Genomic DNA, 15,623 nt, shown 5'->3' with positions numbered 1-15,623 from the left:
CGGGCCGGCAAGCCGCTTTGGCCCGCTCAACGCCCCTGTCCCCTGTGCTAATCTCGTCGACGGCCACGCATATTTATCCCTATGCGCGGGCCGACGATGGCAGCGCCCGGGGTCACACGCTCTTGGCAATGTCTTGGTAGGAAGAAAACGCGTGACACGATCAAGCGTGGAGACAATACATGAGCCAATATGGGCCGTTGAAGTTGCACGTCCCCGAGCCTACAGGGCGTCCGGGTTGCAAGACCGACTTTTCCTATCTGCATCTATCGCCGCCCGGCGAGGTGCCCAAACCCCCCATTGATGTTGCCGCGGTTGATACCGGCGCCTTGGCGTACAGCCTGGTCCGGGTGATCGACGACGACGGCCGCGCGGTGGGGCCATGGGCGCCCGAGATCAGCAACGACATGCTGCGCGCGGGCATGCGAGCCATGCTGAAGACGCGCATCTTTGACGGGCGCATGCTGACCGCGCAGCGCAAGAAGAAGATTTCGTTCTACATGCAAAGCCTGGGCGAGGAAGCCATCGGCTCCGCCCATGCGCTGGCCCTGGAACAGGGCGACATGTGTTTCCCGACCTATCGCCAGCAAAGCATTCTGCTGTCGCGCGATGTGTCGCTGGTGACGATGATGTGCCAGCTCATGTCCAACGAGCGCGACCCGCTCAAGGGCCGCCAACTGCCGGTCATGTATTCCGACCGCCCCAACGGCTTCTTCACGATTTCAGGCAACCTGGCCACGCAGTTCATCCAGGCGGTGGGCTGGGCGATGGCGTCTGCCATCAAGGGCGACACGCGCATTGCATCGGCCTGGATCGGCGACGGCGCCACCGCCGAGGCCGACTTCCACACCGCGCTGACCTTCGCGCACGTCTACCGCGCGCCGGTCATCCTGAACGTGGTCAACAACCAGTGGGCCATCTCCACCTTCCAGGCGATTGCGGGCGGCGAAGGCGCTACCTTCGCGGGCCGTGGCGTGGGCTGCGGCATTGCGTCGCTGCGCGTGGATGGCAACGATTTCCTGGCGGTGTATTCCGCCTCGCGCTGGGCCGCCGAGCGTGCCCGCCGCAACCTGGGCCCGACCCTGATCGAATGGGTCACGTACCGAGCCGGTCCGCACTCCACGTCTGACGATCCTTCCAAATACCGCCCCGGCGATGACTGGGCGCACTTTCCGCTGGGCGACCCGATCGAACGCTTCAAGAAGCACCTGATCGGCCTGGGCATCTGGTCCGACGCCGAGCACGACGCCGTGCGCGCCGAACTCGATGCCGAGATTGTCGCCGCCCAAAAGGAAGCGGAAAGCTACGGCACCCTGGTGGACGGCCACGTCCCCAGTGCCGCCAGCATTTTTGAAGACGTCTACAAGGACATGCCGGAGCATCTGCGCCGGCAGCGCCAGCAGCTCGGAGTCTGACCATGGCAATCGATAACAACGCTGGTCCGGCCTCGGCGCCGATGACCATGATCCAGGCTTTGCGCTCGGCCATGGATGTGATGCTGGAGCGTGACAACAATGTGGTGGTGTTCGGACAGGACGTCGGCTATTTCGGCGGCGTGTTCCGGTGCACGGAAGGCCTGCAAACCAAGTACGGCAGCTCGCGCGTGTTCGACACGCCGATTTCCGAAGGTGGCATCGTCGGCGTTGCCGTCGGCATGGGCGCCTACGGCCTGCGGCCCGTTTGCGAAATTCAGTTCGCGGATTATTTCTATCCCGCGTCGGACCAGATCGTGTCCGAGGCCGCGCGCCTGCGCTACCGCTCGGTGGGCGAATTCATTGCCCCGATGACGATCCGCATGCCTTGCGGCGGCGGCATCTATGGCGGGCAGACGCACAGCCAAAGCCCCGAAGCCATGTTCACGCAGGTCTGCGGGTTGCGCACGGTAATGCCGTCCAACCCCTACGATGCCAAGGGCCTCTTGATTGCGTCCATCGAAAATGATGACCCGGTGATTTTCCTGGAACCCAAGCGGCTGTATAACGGCCCGTTTGACGGCCACCATGATCGCCCCGTCACGCCGTGGACCGGCCGCCCCGGCAGCGTGGTGCCCACCGGTTACTACACGGTGCCGCTGGACACGGCCGCCATCGTGCGGCCGGGCAATGCGCTGACGGTGCTGACCTACGGCACCACGGTGTATGTGTCCTTGACCGCCGCCGAAGAGACCGGCATCGACGCCGAAGTGATCGACCTGCGCAGTCTGTGGCCGCTGGATCTGGAAACCATCGTGAACTCCGTGAAGAAGACCGGCCGCTGCGTGGTGGTGCACGAAGCCACGCGCACCTGCGGGTATGGCGCCGAACTGATTGCGCTGGTGCAAGAGCATTGCTTCCATCACCTGGAGGCGCCTGTCGAGCGCGTGACCGGTTGGGATACTCCCTACCCGCATGCGCAGGAATGGGCGTACTTCCCCGGCCCGCGCCGGGTTGGCGAAGCGTTCAAACGCGCGATGGAGGTGTGACATGGGGGTCCATATCATCAAGATGCCCGACATCGGCGAAGGCATTGCCGAGGTTGAACTGGTGGGCTGGCACGTCAAGGTCGGCGACACGGTGGCCGAAGACCAGCCGCTGGCCGATGTGATGACCGATAAGGCCACGGTGGAAATTCCGTCGCCCGTGGTCGGCAAGGTGCTTGCGCTGGGCGGCGACGTGGGCCAGGTCATGGCCGTGGGCGGGGAATTGATCCGCCTGGAAGTGGAAGGCGAAGGCAACGTGCGCCCGGGATCGGGCGCGCCGCAGAAAGCGGCATCTGAAGGGGACAAGCCGGCAGGCAGTGACGCGTCCCCGTCCGCGCAAGGCGATGCTGGCGCGAAGGCGGGCGGCATCGCGGGGCAGATCGCGGCGTCGATGTCGCCGGCGGCCGCGTCGGCCTCAGCGTCGACCCAGCAAAAAGGCAATCAACAGGCCGATCAACCACCGAGGCAACAAGCCGCGCGGTCCTCATTCGCATCCTCCACCACCCCGGCCGTGCCGCGCCAACCGGGCGACAAGCCCTTGGCCTCGCCCGCCGTGCGCAAACGCGCCTGGGACTTGGGCATCGAACTGCGCTTTGTTGTCGGCAGCGGCCCGGCCGGCCGTGTCATGCACGAAGACCTGGACGCCTATCTGCAATCGCAAGGCGCGGGCCAGGCCGCGCGCGGCGGGTCGGCCTATGTGGAACGTCACGATCAGGACGTGGTGCCCGTCATCGGGTTGCGCCGCAAGATCGCGCAGAAAATGGCCGAGTCCAAGCGCCGCATTCCGCACTTCAGCTACGTCGAGGAAATCGACGTGACCGAACTGGAAGACCTGCGCGTGCAACTGAACCAGAAATGGGGCGAGTCGCGCGGCAAGCTGACCTTGCTGCCGCTCCTGGCGCGCGCCATGGTCGTGGCGCTGCGGGACTTTCCGCAGATCAATGCGCGTTATGACGACGAAGGTGGCGTGGTGACGCGCTTTGGCGCCGTCCACATCGGCATCGCCACGCAAAGCGATGGCGGCCTGATGGTGCCCGTCATGCGCCACGCCGAAGCGCGCGACATCTGGTCCATGGCGGCCGAGATCGGGCGCCTGGCGCAAGCGGTGCGCAGTGGCACGGCCGGGCGCGACGAGCTGTCCGGCTCCACCATCACCATCACCAGCCTGGGGCCCTTGGGCGGCATCGTCACCACGCCGGTGATCAATCACCCCGAGGTCGGCATCGTGGGCGTGAACCGCATCGTTGAGCGGCCGGCGTTCCGCAATGGCGCCGTGGTGGCGCGCAAGCTGATGAACCTGTCGTCGTCGTTTGACCACCGCGTGGTGGACGGCATGGACGCGGCGCGCTTCATCCAGGCGGTGCGCGCGCTGCTGGAACAACCCGCGCTGCTTTTCGTGGAGTAAGCATGAGCCAGATCACAAAGACTACGACCTTGCTGGTGATCGGCGGCGGCCCCGGCGGCTACGTGGCCGCCATCCGCGCCGGGCAATTGGGCGTGCCGACCCTGCTGGTTGAAGGCGCGCAACTGGGCGGCACCTGCCTGAACATCGGCTGCATCCCGTCCAAGGCACTGATCCACGCGGCCGAGGAATTCGACAAGGCGCGGCACTATTCGGGGGAATCCGCGGGTCCGTCCGGCATTGGTATTTCAGTGTCCGCTCCCGCCATCGACATCGCACAGACCGTGTCCTGGAAAGACGGCATCGTCGGCAAGCTGACCGGCGGCGTTGGCGCGCTGTTGAAGAAGAACGGCGTGCAAGTGGTGCAGGGCTGGGCGCATCTGCTGGACGGCAAGACCGCCGAGGTCACCACCGCCGATGGCGGCACGATGCGCATCCAATGCGAGCACCTGTTGCTGGCGGCCGGGTCCGAACCCACGCCGCTGGTATCGATGCCGTTCGGCGGCATTGTGGAGTCATCCACCGAGGCCTTGTCGCCTACGTCCATCCCCAAGCAGTTGGTGGTGGTGGGCGGCGGCTACATCGGGCTGGAACTGGGCACCGTGTACCGCAAGCTGGGCGCGGAAGTTGCCGTAGTGGAAGCGCAGGACCGCATTCTGCCGACCTACGACGCCGAACTGACCAAGCCGGTGGCCGCCGCGTTGGCGAAGATGGGCGTGGCCCTGCACCTGAACCGCAAAGTGCTGGGCTTGAACGCGGCGGGCAACGCAGTGCGTATCCAGGACGCATCCGGCGCCGAAACCCTGTTGCCGGCCGACCGCGTGCTGATCGCCGTGGGCCGGCGTCCTCGCACGCAGGGCTGGGGGCTGGAGAGCCTGCAACTGGACCGCAAGGGCAACGCGCTGCGCATCGACGACCAATGCCGCACCTCGATGCGCGACGTCTGGGCCATTGGCGACATTGCCGGGGAACCGATGCTGGCACACCGCGCCATGGCGCAAGGCGAGATGGTGGCGGAACTGGTGGCGGGCAAACGCCGTCACTTCCAACCCGCCTCGATTCCCGCGGTGTGCTTCACCGACCCCGAAGTGGTGGTGGCGGGCTTATCGCCGGCGGACGCGGAAGCCGCCGGGTTGGACTGCCTGGCGGCATCGTTCCCGTTTGCGGCGAACGGCCGCGCCATGACGCTGGAATCCACCGACGGCTTTGTCCGCGTGGTGGCCCGGCGCGACAACCACCTGATCGTGGGCTGGCAGGCGGTGGGGCGTGGGGTGTCGGAACTATCGACGGCGTTCGGCCAATCACTGGAAATGGGCGCCACGCTGGAAGACGTGGCGGGCACCATCCATGCGCATCCGACCTTGGGCGAAGCGGTGCAGGAAGCGGCCTTGAAAGCACTGGGCCACGCGCTGCACATCTGACGCGGGTTGGCGCGCGGGTCGATGCACGGCCGGTGGTGGCAAACGCTGCTGCCGGCCGCGCTCACTTCTACGGCCGTTAGCGCTGCTACGGCGATAACCGCCTTGCGCGCCGCATTCGCCGCTACCGGCTGCCGTCGATATACGGCCGCGCCTGCAAGACAATGATGTGGTCGCCCTGCACGGCCCATTCGATATCCTGATCCACATTGCCCAAACGCAGCTTGATCTGCTTGCCCACGGCGGCCAGCCTCGCGACGAGCGCATCGTTCAGCACTTGTCGTGATCCTTCGATCGGCACTTCGCGCACGCCACCCGCGGCGTCCGCCACCAACTGCGTGTCCTCGGCGGAACGGCTCAGCACCTGCACCGCCTTGGACCACGTCGAATACATCAGTTGCTCTGCCTGGCGCTTGCCTTCCACCACCTTGATGCCCAGCCCGCGCTTGGCGGAAATGTACGTGACGTAGCGGCGCGACGCATCAAAGGGATCGCGCGTGATCATCACGCCCGAGCTGTCCGACGCCGCCGCCTGTTGCACCAGCACCGCCATCACCACGGCATCCTGACCGATGCCGGCCGCGCGCCGGGCCTCGTAGGCTTCAAAGTTGTAGACCGACGCCCATACCGTCTGCACGGCTTGCGCCAAGGCATCGGCCCGCGTCACGTTGGGCACCGTGGTGTACAGGCCCGCGCCACTGAAGCCGGGCAGGTCTTCGGAATTGGATGAGCTGCGCACGAACACGCCGCGTCCCTTTAACTGCTGTTGCCAGCGTTCGCGCCAGGCGGCGGCCAGCGCGGCGTCGGGCGGGGCGGTGATGATGTCCTGGCGCAAGGCGGCCAGTTCGGCGCGGCGCACCTTGGCGTCACGGGCGAAGTCGGGCCGTTGTTCCAGCGCGGCGATACGTTGCGGGATGCCCAACTGCTTCATGAATGCCGCGTACTGGGCAAACGGAATGCAGAAGCCGTCCGGCACGCTGGCCAACGGCGGCAGCGCCGATTTAAGTGCGCCCAGGTTGGCCGCCTTGACCCCGCAGTACCGGCTGTCGCGCGTGGCCATGCCCGTCAGCGGCTTCAGCGTGTGCACCGATAGGTCGGGCTTGGGCAGCGGCAGGGCGGCTGCTTTGGTCGGGGCGTTGGGCTTGCCTTCGGGGTTGTCCTCGGGTTTGGCCTCCGGCTTGGCAATGGGCTGCACCTGATAGCCGTTACTAGTCACCGTCAGTTCCACCCACTGGCCGTCATACTTGCCCAGCGCCGCGACGGCATCGCGCACGTAAGCGTTGGGAATGCGCCAGCCCTTGGCCAGCAGGTTCACATGCGACAGCAAGGTGGAGGGCCGCTGCGTGACCAGGCCCGCGACCGGCGAGATGGCGACGGGCACTTCGTCCAGCACCACGATATCGGTGGGCGCCAGATCCGGCGTGTCATCCACCGACTTCACGATACGCAAGCGGCCCTGCGCATGGCCGGTGTTCAGCGGCAAGAACGCCTGCTCGCGCAGCAACGCTTCTTGCGTCACGAAGGCCAGGCCGGCGGTTTGCGCGGTCTGCTCTTGCGCCGTGGAGTTCGTCTTGAAACGCACCGGCTCGTAGAACGTGGCGCGCAGCTTGTCTTCGGTCAGGCGCAGCAGTGAGGGCGTGACTTGGTCGCCTTCCCAGAATTCGTAGGTGTAGCCGGGCAGGTCGTGCTGCCAGCTCAGGGTGCCGAACAAGAGCCGCCGCTTGGGATCCTTGTACTGCGCGATCAGCGCGGCCCGGTCCGTGCCCGGCAGCAGCCGGTGTGCGCGCGCAAAGTTCTCGTGCAGGGAATAGCGGGGCGTGTCGACGTAATAGATGCGGTCGCCGCGCTCGCGGTCAATCACGAACAGCACATGCGGAATCTCAAGCGGCGTGCCGGCGTTGTAGACGCGGGCCAGTTGCTGGAATTCGGCCTGCGTGCCGATCCGATCCAGATACGCCGGGCCTCCACGCTTCGCGCCTTCCTGCGGCGGCGTCGCAAGCTCGTCGGGGCGCAGGGGGCGGGCATTCTCGTAGGGCGAGGGCTTGCGGGCGGTTTGCGCCAGGGCGTCGGAGGCACTGCCGGCGGCAAGCAGCAAGCCGAACGCGCTCAGAATGATCGGGCAAACACGCAGGCTGCGCGGCAGGCCAACACGGCGTAGGGCAGACGATAGCGGCATGAAACAGGGGGCGGGTCGCAAGGAGTTGCGATGATATCGGAGCGCCCGCCGTGGCCTGTAGGCGAGTGTTTCCAGATGTGGCGAGTCATGCGTGGCCCATGCGCGCTGAATCGGCGCAACGAAAATACCCAATTCCAGTGATACGCGCCCAACGACGATTCCCGTGTAATCCAGTCTCGGCAATCAGCCGCGCCGGCGGCGCGAGAGCCACCCTGTTTTCGCACGCGCGGACTGGGAGCGGTTTCTCGTAGGGCCATTTACGCAGGGGGAGCGAAAGCTGCCCCTGTTTTTTTTCGGCTGAGGAATTGCGTTGGAGAAGTGAGGGATACCGTCGCCCGGTCTGATTTTCACCTGACGGCCGCGAGATTTTTGAGAAGGTCCTCTAAGGTGGCGCTGGGAGGAGACGGCGACAACGGACACAACACGGGTGTTAATAAGGACATCAGATGTGTTGTAATCTTGGCCTGTCGCTGCGTTCACATACGCATGACCTACAGCGAATTCAAAAGATGGCTGGAACGGCAAGGCGCGGTATTCGTACCGCATCGTTCAGGGAGTAGCCACTATCGTGTGACGTTAAACGGAGTGACTACGATTTTTCCATTTCACGGTTCAAAGGAAATGGGAAAACACCTGGAGCATCAGCTCAAAAAGCAGTTGGGTTTGAAGTGACGCGCTTATTCCGGCCATTCGCTTTCAATCCGAGCCGCACTACCCCTTGCGGGGATTCCCGAAAATCAGGAGGCCATTGTGCTGACCTATCCCTATACCCTCACTCCCGACACCAACGGTACGTTGTTGGTGTTGTTTCCGGACTTCCCGGAGGCGACAAGTGTTGGGGATGACGAGCAAGACGCTGCCGTGAACGCCTTGGAGGCGCTTGAGGCCGCGCTGGAGATTTACTTCGACGAGCGCCGACCCATCCCGCTGCCCAGTCTTGACCGGCCAACACCGTACTCCGTGACGTTGCCGGCCGTCGTGACGAGCAAAGTGTTCCTGTCCAACGAGATGATCCGGCAAGGTGTGCGTAAAGCAGAGATGGCCCGCCGCTTGGGTGTTCATATGCCGCAGGTCGATCGTCTGTTGAACCTGCGTCATTCGTCACGGATCGAGCAGGTGGAGGCGGCACTGGAGAAGCTTGGCCGTCGCCTGGACGTATCGATCGCCTAGCGACTACCCCGGGATATTCCGCACCAAGCCCTCTATGGGTTCATTGCCTCCGACGCAACAAGGCCCCCTGTCGGGGGCCTTGTTTTACTTGGTTCGCCAAGCCAGCCTGAGCCGGAATCAGCCTTCGGCCGTTTCCGCCAGTACGCGCTGGGCTTCTTCGGCCACGCGTTCAGGGGCGGTGCCGCCGACGTGCTTGCGGGCGGCTACCGAGCCTTCCAGCGTCAGCACCTGGTGGACGTCGTCGCCGATCTGGGCGTGGTAGGCCTTGAGTTCGTCGGTGGACAGGTCGGCCAGGTCGCAGTTGCGCTGTTCGCAGTCGCGCACGGCGTGGGCCACCACTTCGTGGGCGTCGCGGAAGGGCACGCCGCGCTTGACCAGGTAGTCGGCCAGGTCGGTGGCGGTGGCGAAGCCTTGCAGGGCGGCGGCGCGCATGTTGTCGGCCTTGACCTTGATGCCGGCAGCCATGTCGGCAAAGATGGTCAGCGTGTCGCGCACGGTGTCCACGGTGTCGAACAGGCCTTCCTTGTCTTCCTGGTTGTCCTTGTTGTAGGCCAGGGGTTGGCCTTTCATCAGGGTCAGCAGGGCGACCAGGTTGCCGTTGACGCGGCCGGTCTTGCCACGGGCAAGTTCGGGCACGTCGGGGTTTTTCTTTTGCGGCATGATCGAGCTGCCGGTGCAGAAGCGGTCGGCCAGGTCGATGAAGCCCACGCGCGGGCTCATCCACAGCACCAGCTCTTCGGACAGGCGCGACACGTGCGTCATGATCAGCGCGCCGGCGGCGCAGAATTCGATGGCGAAGTCGCGGTCGGAGACGGCGTCCAGCGAATTGCGGCACACGCCGTCAAAGCCCAGCGTCTTGGCGACGCGCTCGCGGTCGATGGGGAACGAGGTGCCGGCCAGGGCGGCGGCGCCCAGCGGCAGGCGGTTCACGCGGCGGCGGCAGTCGGCCAGGCGTTCGGCGTCGCGGCCGAACATTTCGGCGTAGGCCAGCAGGTGGTGGCCGAAGGTAACGGGTTGGGCAACTTGCAGATGGGTGAAGCCCGGCATGATGGTGCCGGCGTTTTCCAGGGCGACGGCGGCCAGGGCATGGCGCAGTTGGCGCAGCAGGTCTTGCAGGTTGTCGATTTCATCGCGCAGCCACAGGCGGATGTCGGTGGCCACCTGGTCGTTACGCGAACGGCCGGTGTGCAGGCGCTTGCCCGCGTCGCCCACCAGTTCCACCAGGCGCTTTTCGATGTTCAGGTGCACGTCTTCCAGATCCAGCAGCCATTGGAAGCTGCCGGCGTCGATTTCAGACAGGATCTGGGTCATGCCACGCTGGATGTCGGCCAGGTCTTGCGCGCCGATGATGCCTTGGGCGGCCAGCATGTCCGCATGCGCGAGCGAGCCCTGGATGTCGTGGCGCGCCAGGCGCTTGTCGAAATCCACGGACGCCGTGTAGCGTTTGACGAGTTCGGATACCGGTTCCGAGAACCGGGCGGACCAGGCCTGCGCCTTGTTGGCGAACTGGTTTTGATCGGGGGAGGGAGTGTTTGCCATGATGGGCGGAATTATAGGGCCTGCCGACAAGCCGGCGCACGCGGGGGCCGCCCCGGCCCTGATTTCCCGGGCGCGACAGCGCGCCAACGCCCGACTTGTCGGATAATCCAGCGTTGGTTTCAAGTAGCCGTTTCAAGAACTTAGAGCGAGTCAAAGACATATGCCCGTGGAATGGGAAGAACTGGTAACCCAACTCGACGCCCACATGCCGCACGAGGCCTGGGCGCAGACGCTGGTGGGCGTGGGCGTGCTGGTGCTGACCGCGCTGTTCGTGCAGTGGGTGGTGGCGCGCGTGGTGCTGCTGCTGGCGCACCGCGTGCTGGTGCTGAGCGGGCGGGGCGACTGGGACAAGGCGCTGCAGCGCCGCCGGGCGTACCAGAACCTGTGGTACGCGGTGCCGTTCGCCGTGGTGTCGATGGGCATCAACCTGGTGCCGCACGCGGAAAAAGCCGTCAGCATTGTCGGGCGGCTGGCCCACGCGGGCGCCTGGATCTGCGTGTTCGTGGCGTTCTCCGGCGTGCTGAGTGCCTGGCAAGACACCTATTCCGCCACCACGCGGGCGCAAACGCGCTCCATCAAGGGCTATATCCAGATCGGCAAGCTGATTCTGGCAGCGGTGTGCACCGTGCTGGTGCTTTCCATCCTGATCGACCGTTCGCCCTTGTGGATGATTTCCGGCCTGGGCGCGCTGTCGGCGGTGCTGTTGCTGGTGTTCAAGGACACGCTGCTGTCGCTGGTGGCCAGCACGCAATTGACCAGCAACGACATGCTGCGCATTGGCGACTGGATCGAAATGCCGCAGTCCAACGCCGATGGTTTCGTGAAGGACATCGCCCTGCATACGGTCAAGGTGCAGAACTGGGACAACACCGTCACCACGGTGCCGACCTACAAGCTGTTCTCGGAAAGCTATCGCAACTACCGCCACATGTTCGAATCCGGCGGGCGGCGCATCAAGCGCACGCTGCGCATCGACGCGACCAGCGTGCGCTTCCTGACCGACGAAGAGGCCCAGCGCCTGATGCGTTTTCGCCTGCTGCACGACTACCTGCAGGCCAAGACGCAAGACATCGCCCAGACCAACCAGACCATGGGCGAATTGGCCAGCGTGCCCGCCAACCGCCGCCGGCTGACCAATATCGGCACCTTTCGCGCCTACGGCGTGGCGTTCCTGAAGCAGAACCCGGAAGTGCGGCAAGACATGGCGATGATGGTGCGCATGATGGAACCCGCGTCCGACGGCATTCCGGTCGAGGTCTATTGCTTTACGGCCGTGACCGCCTGGGTGGAATACGAACGTATCCAGGGCGACATCTTCGACCATCTGCTGGCCGTGCTGCCCGAACTGGGGCTGCGCCTGTACCAGCAGCCGTCGGGGGCTGATTTTGGCGCCCTGGGCAGCCATCTGCGCGAAAACGCCATCCAGGCGGCGTTGGCGGCTGACCGGGACCGCCCGGCGCCAGCCTTGCCGGATGGCCCGGGCGCCGTGTCCGAGCGCGGCCTGACCGACGGCAAGATGCCCACCTAGGCGAAAGCGCCCCAGGCGCCGTGAGATAATCCGCCGGTTGGAACTTAGTCTTCATTGACCCCAGGCGAACCCCCGATGTCGAACCCGTTCTTCAACCTGTATTCCCACGGCTTCGCCCGGGTGGCGGTCGGCGTACCCGAATGCCGCATCGCCGATCCGGCCTTCAACGCCACGCAAACCATTGAACTGGCCCAGCAGGCCGCCCAGGGCGGCGCGGTGCTGGTGGCGTTTCCGGAATTGGGCCTGTCGGCCTACACCTGCGACGATCTTTTCCACCAGAAAGCCTTGCTGGACGAATGCGAGGAAGCGCTGGCGCGGGTGGTGGCGGCCACGGCCGAACTGGATATCGCCGTCATCGTGGGCGCGCCGCTGCGCGTGTCGCACCAGTTGTTCAACTGCGCCGTGGTCGCCGCCGGCGGGCGCGTGCTGGGCGTGGTGCCCAAGAGCTACCTGCCCAACTACGGCGAGTTCTACGAAGCGCGCCAGTTCAGCGCCGCCGATTGCGCGCCCGTCACCGACATCCGCCTGCTGGACCAGACCGTGCCCTTTGGCGCCGAGCTGCTGTTCCAGATGGAAAAGCTGCCGCTGTTCCAGTTCCATGTGGAAATCTGCGAAGACGTCTGGGTGCCGATTCCGCCCTCGTCGTTCGCGGCGCTGGCCGGCGCCACCGTGCTGGTGAATTTGTCCGCGTCGAACATCGTCGTGGGCAAGTCGGAATACCGCCACCAGCTTGTGGCGCAGCAATCTGCGCGCTGCTTGTCCGCCTATATGTACACGTCGGCCGGCCGGGGTGAATCGTCCACCGACCTGGCCTGGGACGGCCAGGCGCTTATCTATGAAAACGGCGAACTGCTCGGGGAATCCGAGCGCTTCTTGGGCCATTCGCATCTGTTGTTCTCGGACGTGGACCTGGAACGCCTGTCGCGCGAGCGCATGCGCCAGACCACTTTCGGCCAATCGGTTCGGCGCCACCAGGACGAGGTCCGCAAGTTCCGCCCCGTGGCGGTGCCGGTGAACCCGCCGCTTGCCGACGCCGAGCTGCCGCTTGAGCGGCGCGTGGCGCGGTTTCCGTATGTGCCGGCCGACCCGCAACGGCGCGACGCCCGCTGCAAAGAGGTCTACAGCATCCAGGTGCAGGCGCTGGTCCAGCGCCTGTCAGCCAGCAAGATGTCGAAAGTGGTCATCGGTATTTCTGGCGGGCTGGATTCCACCCACGCGCTGCTGGTCTGCGCGCAAGCCATGGATACGCTGGGGCTGCCTCGGTCCAACATCCTGGCCGTGACGATGCCGGGCTTTGCCACCAGTTCCCGCACGCTACAACAGGCGCGCCGGCTGATGTCGGTGGTGGGCTGCACCGCGTCCGAAGTCGACATTCGCCCCAGTTGCCTGCAGATGCTGAAAGACCTGGGCCACCCCTATGCGGACGGCCAGCCGGTCTATGACATCACGTTCGAAAACGTGCAGGCAGGCGAACGCACCAACCATCTGTTTCGCATCGCCAACTTCAGCAACGCCATCGTCATCGGCACGGGCGATCTCAGCGAACTTGCACTGGGTTGGTGCACGTATGGCGTGGGCGACCACATGTCGCACTACAGCGTGAACGCCAGCGTGCCCAAGACCCTGATCACGCACCTGGTGCGCTGGGTGGCCGAATCCGGCCGGCTGGGCGAGGACGGCGCGGCCGTGCTGCTGGACGTGCTGGGCACGGACGTCAGCCCTGAATTGGTGCCGGGCAGCGACGAAAAGCCCGTCCAGAAAAGCGAAGATTCCATCGGCCCCTACGAATTGCAGGACTTCAATCTGTACTACACGCTGCGCTACGGCTTTGCTCCGACCAAGGTGGCCTTCCTGGCGTTTGCCGCCTGGCGCGACCGCGAGGCCGGCGCCTGGCCCGACGCCGGGCACGTCGTGCGCAACCAGTACGACCTGGCCGCCATCAAGCGCAACCTGAAGATATTCCTGGACCGGTTCTTCCGCACGACCCAGTTCAAGCGCACTTGCGTGCCGAACTCGCCCAAGGTGGGCTCGGGCGGTTCGCTGTCGCCGCGCGGCGACTGGCGCGCGCCCAGCGATTCGGAATCGGTGGTGTGGATGCGCGACGCCGAGCGCATTCCCGACGCCGCGCCGCCGGGCTGATCGGGGTTGTCCCGCAATGCCGCAATCACCCCGCTTGCGGCGCGGGCCCCGGTGGTATTCTCTTATCCATTGCGTTTTGCCGGCCGAATCCGCGCGGGCAGGGCGCCGCAACACATTAAAAACCCAGGACGACCAACGTGAAACAAGTCACCGCCATCATCAAACCCTTCAAGCTTGACGAAGTCCGCGAAGCGCTGGCCGAAGTCGGCGTCAGCGGCCTGACCGTAACCGAGGTCAAGGGTTTCGGCCGCCAGAAAGGCCACACCGAACTCTATCGGGGCGCGGAATACGTGGTGGACTTCCTGCCCAAGATCCGCGTAGAAGTCGTGCTGCCCGACAGCCAGGTCGAAGCCGCCATCGAAGCCGTGGTCAAGGCCGCGCGCACCGGCAAGATCGGCGACGGCAAGATCTTCGTGTCCCCGGTCGAACAAGCCATCCGCATCCGCACCGGCGAATCGGACGAAGAAGCGCTGTGATCCGCGCTACCTGTTGAGCGCCATCGCCTGACCGTCAAAGGCGCTCGCCCCATCACCGGGGCGGGCGCCTTTGTCTTTCTAGCGGATCAGCTGATTCATCTCCAGAATCGGCATCATCACCGCCAGCACGATCAGCAGGACAAACCCGCCCATCAGCAGGATCAGCGCCGGCTCCAGCAGCGCCGTCATCGCCATGGCGCGGCGTTCCAGGTCGCGTGACAGGTTCTGCGCGCCGCGATCCAGCAGCTCAGGTAGCCGTCCGGTTTTTTCACCGCTGGCGATCAGGTGCACCAACAACGACGGAAACACCTTCTGCGCGCCCAGCGACGACGATAGCGCCGCGCCTTCGCGCACGCGCGCCGACGCTTCGTCCACCGCCTGGCGCAGCACGTCATTGCCCAAGGTGCGGCGCGCGGCTTCCAGCGCGGTCAGCAGCGCCACGCCGCTGCCGCACAGAATGGCCAGCGTGGATGCAAAGCGCGCGGCGTTGACCCCCAGCACGAAGCGGCCCATCAGCGGCAGCCGCAGCACGCGCGCATGCCAGGCACGGCGCGCGGCGGGCGCGCGCAGCGTGTAGCGCCACAGCACAATGGCCAAGGCCACGGCCACGCCCGTCACCATGCCCCATTCGCGCACATAGTCCGACAAGGCCAGCATCATGCGGGTCAGCATCGGCAATTGCTGCTTGGCCTGGCTGAACGCGGACACCACCTGCGGCACCACATAGCCCAGCAGGAAGATCACGATGATGACCGACACGCTGGCAACCACCGCCGGGTAGATGAAGGCCGTCATGACCTTGCTGCGCAAGGTGTTGCGTTCTTCGATGTAGTCCGCCAGCTTTTCCATCACTTGCGCCAGGTCGCCGGACTCTTCGCCCGCGCCGATCAGGGCGCGGTAGATCTCGGGAAAGTCGCGGGGCCGGGCGGCCAGCGCGGTGGACAGGCGGTGACCGGCGCGCACATCGTCGCGCACGGCGCCAAGCGTTGCCGCAATGTGTTTTTTCTCCGCTTGTTCAAGCGTCGCGGAAAGCGCGGCATCCAGCGGCAGGCGCGCCGCCAGCAGGCTGGCCAGTTGGCGCGTCAGCCAGGCCAGGTCGGCATCCGACAGGCGGGTGCGCAGGCTGGCGCCCAGGCCTTCGGTGCGCGCGGCCGACGCTGTCGACAAGGGCAGCAGGCCACGGCCGCGCAACTGGTTGCGGGCGCCGCGCTCGGTGTCGGCGTCGATCGTGCCACGCACGATTTTGCCCAGCGCGTCAGTGGCTTCGAAACGGTAGGAAGGCATGGAGGAAGCAGGGGTCGACGCGCAAATGAAAAACGC

Annotated in this window: 12 protein-coding genes; 9 read left to right on the top strand and 3 right to left on the bottom strand. The window is 65.4% G+C overall.

The features are described from left to right. Positions 1 to 179 precede the first annotated feature (179 nt). The 4 genes from WBR68_RS24630 to lpdA are packed head-to-tail and all read left to right on the top strand — an operon-like array spanning position 180 to position 5,278. Positions 180 to 1,412 (top strand): 3-methyl-2-oxobutanoate dehydrogenase (2-methylpropanoyl-transferring) subunit alpha, encoded by a 1,233-nt coding sequence (locus tag WBR68_RS24630; protein ID WP_050449730.1) that lies wholly within the window; start codon positions 180 to 182, stop codon positions 1,410 to 1,412. A gap of 2 nt (positions 1,413 to 1,414) precedes the next feature. Then, positions 1,415 to 2,458 (top strand): alpha-ketoacid dehydrogenase subunit beta, encoded by a 1,044-nt coding sequence (locus tag WBR68_RS24625; protein ID WP_046804595.1) that lies wholly within the window; start codon positions 1,415 to 1,417, stop codon positions 2,456 to 2,458. A 1-nt stretch (position 2,459) separates the two neighbouring features. Further along, positions 2,460 to 3,860, top strand: a complete 1,401-nt coding sequence (locus WBR68_RS24620) for a dihydrolipoamide acetyltransferase family protein (protein WP_230695514.1) — start codon at positions 2,460 to 2,462, stop codon at positions 3,858 to 3,860. A gap of 2 nt (positions 3,861 to 3,862) precedes the next feature. Further along, positions 3,863 to 5,278 (top strand): dihydrolipoyl dehydrogenase, encoded by a 1,416-nt coding sequence (gene lpdA / locus WBR68_RS24615; protein WP_230695513.1) that lies wholly within the window; start codon positions 3,863 to 3,865, stop codon positions 5,276 to 5,278. Positions 5,279 to 5,399: 121 nt separating this feature from the next. Here lpdA and WBR68_RS24610 read toward each other — a convergent pair whose 3' ends face one another. Then, positions 5,400 to 7,451, bottom strand: a complete 2,052-nt coding sequence (locus WBR68_RS24610) for a PEP/pyruvate-binding domain-containing protein (RefSeq protein ID WP_230695512.1) — start codon at positions 7,449 to 7,451, stop codon at positions 5,400 to 5,402. A 486-nt stretch (positions 7,452 to 7,937) separates the two neighbouring features. Between WBR68_RS24610 and WBR68_RS24605 the strand changes: the two genes are divergently transcribed. Both WBR68_RS24605 and WBR68_RS24600 read left to right on the top strand, forming a co-directional pair. Next, positions 7,938 to 8,123, top strand: coding sequence for a type II toxin-antitoxin system HicA family toxin (locus tag WBR68_RS24605; RefSeq protein WP_127184236.1), 186 nt, complete (start codon positions 7,938 to 7,940; stop codon positions 8,121 to 8,123). A gap of 78 nt (positions 8,124 to 8,201) precedes the next feature. Then, positions 8,202 to 8,621 carry a type II toxin-antitoxin system HicB family antitoxin gene (locus tag WBR68_RS24600; RefSeq protein WP_230695511.1) on the top strand — a complete coding sequence of 140 codons (420 nt, stop codon included), beginning with the start codon at positions 8,202 to 8,204 and terminating at the stop codon, positions 8,619 to 8,621. Between the two features lie 117 nt (positions 8,622 to 8,738). Here the strand turns inward: WBR68_RS24600 and argH are convergent, their stop codons facing one another. Then, entirely contained in the window at positions 8,739 to 10,160 is a 1,422-nt protein-coding gene (gene argH, locus WBR68_RS24595) for an argininosuccinate lyase (protein WP_230695510.1), read from the bottom strand. A 160-nt stretch (positions 10,161 to 10,320) separates the two neighbouring features. On the opposite strand from argH, the gene WBR68_RS24590 reads away from it, so the two are divergent. The 3 genes from WBR68_RS24590 to WBR68_RS24580 all read left to right on the top strand — a co-directional run bounded on the left by WBR68_RS24590 (position 10,321) and on the right by WBR68_RS24580 (position 14,303). After that, positions 10,321 to 11,688, top strand: a complete 1,368-nt coding sequence (locus WBR68_RS24590; protein ID WP_230695509.1) for a mechanosensitive ion channel family protein — start codon at positions 10,321 to 10,323, stop codon at positions 11,686 to 11,688. A gap of 75 nt (positions 11,689 to 11,763) precedes the next feature. Beyond that, on the top strand, positions 11,764 to 13,827 hold the full coding sequence (locus tag WBR68_RS24585; RefSeq protein WP_050449737.1) for an NAD(+) synthase: 2,064 nt from the start codon (positions 11,764 to 11,766) through the stop codon (positions 13,825 to 13,827). 137 nt (positions 13,828 to 13,964) lie between these two features. Next, entirely contained in the window at positions 13,965 to 14,303 is a 339-nt protein-coding gene (locus tag WBR68_RS24580; RefSeq protein ID WP_050449738.1) for a P-II family nitrogen regulator, read from the top strand. 78 nt (positions 14,304 to 14,381) lie between these two features. On the opposite strand, the gene gspF is transcribed toward WBR68_RS24580, so the two are convergent. Continuing rightward, positions 14,382 to 15,587, bottom strand: coding sequence for a type II secretion system inner membrane protein GspF (gspF, locus tag WBR68_RS24575; protein WP_230695508.1), 1,206 nt, complete (start codon positions 15,585 to 15,587; stop codon positions 14,382 to 14,384). Between the last annotated feature and the right edge of the window lie 36 nt (positions 15,588 to 15,623).

Origin of the sequence: Achromobacter sp. JD-1, from assembly GCF_038594925.1 — a bacterium.
Taxonomy (GTDB): Bacteria; Pseudomonadota; Gammaproteobacteria; order Burkholderiales; family Burkholderiaceae_B; genus Achromobacter; species Achromobacter spanius_C.
Note: the sequence above shows the minus strand (reverse complement) of the source record. Positions and strands in the feature narration are given on the sequence as shown.

Bases quoted from the DNA above. Each gene is read 5' to 3' on its own strand.
- WBR68_RS24630 (WP_050449730.1), top strand. From the start codon at position 180: ATGAGCCAATATGGGCCGTTGAAGTTGCACGTCCCCGAGCCTACAGGG.
- WBR68_RS24625 (WP_046804595.1), top strand. From the start codon at position 1,415: ATGGCAATCGATAACAACGCTGGTCCGGCCTCGGCGCCGATGACCATG.
- WBR68_RS24620 (WP_230695514.1), top strand. From the start codon at position 2,460: ATGGGGGTCCATATCATCAAGATGCCCGACATCGGCGAAGGCATTGCC.
- lpdA (WP_230695513.1), top strand. From the start codon at position 3,863: ATGAGCCAGATCACAAAGACTACGACCTTGCTGGTGATCGGCGGCGGC.
- WBR68_RS24610 (WP_230695512.1), bottom strand. From the start codon at position 7,451: ATGCCGCTATCGTCTGCCCTACGCCGTGTTGGCCTGCCGCGCAGCCTG.
- WBR68_RS24605 (WP_127184236.1), top strand. From the start codon at position 7,938: ATGACCTACAGCGAATTCAAAAGATGGCTGGAACGGCAAGGCGCGGTA.
- argH (WP_230695510.1), bottom strand. From the start codon at position 10,160: ATGGCAAACACTCCCTCCCCCGATCAAAACCAGTTCGCCAACAAGGCG.
- WBR68_RS24590 (WP_230695509.1), top strand. From the start codon at position 10,321: ATGCCCGTGGAATGGGAAGAACTGGTAACCCAACTCGACGCCCACATG.
- WBR68_RS24585 (WP_050449737.1), top strand. From the start codon at position 11,764: ATGTCGAACCCGTTCTTCAACCTGTATTCCCACGGCTTCGCCCGGGTG.
- gspF (WP_230695508.1), bottom strand. From the start codon at position 15,587: ATGCCTTCCTACCGTTTCGAAGCCACTGACGCGCTGGGCAAAATCGTG.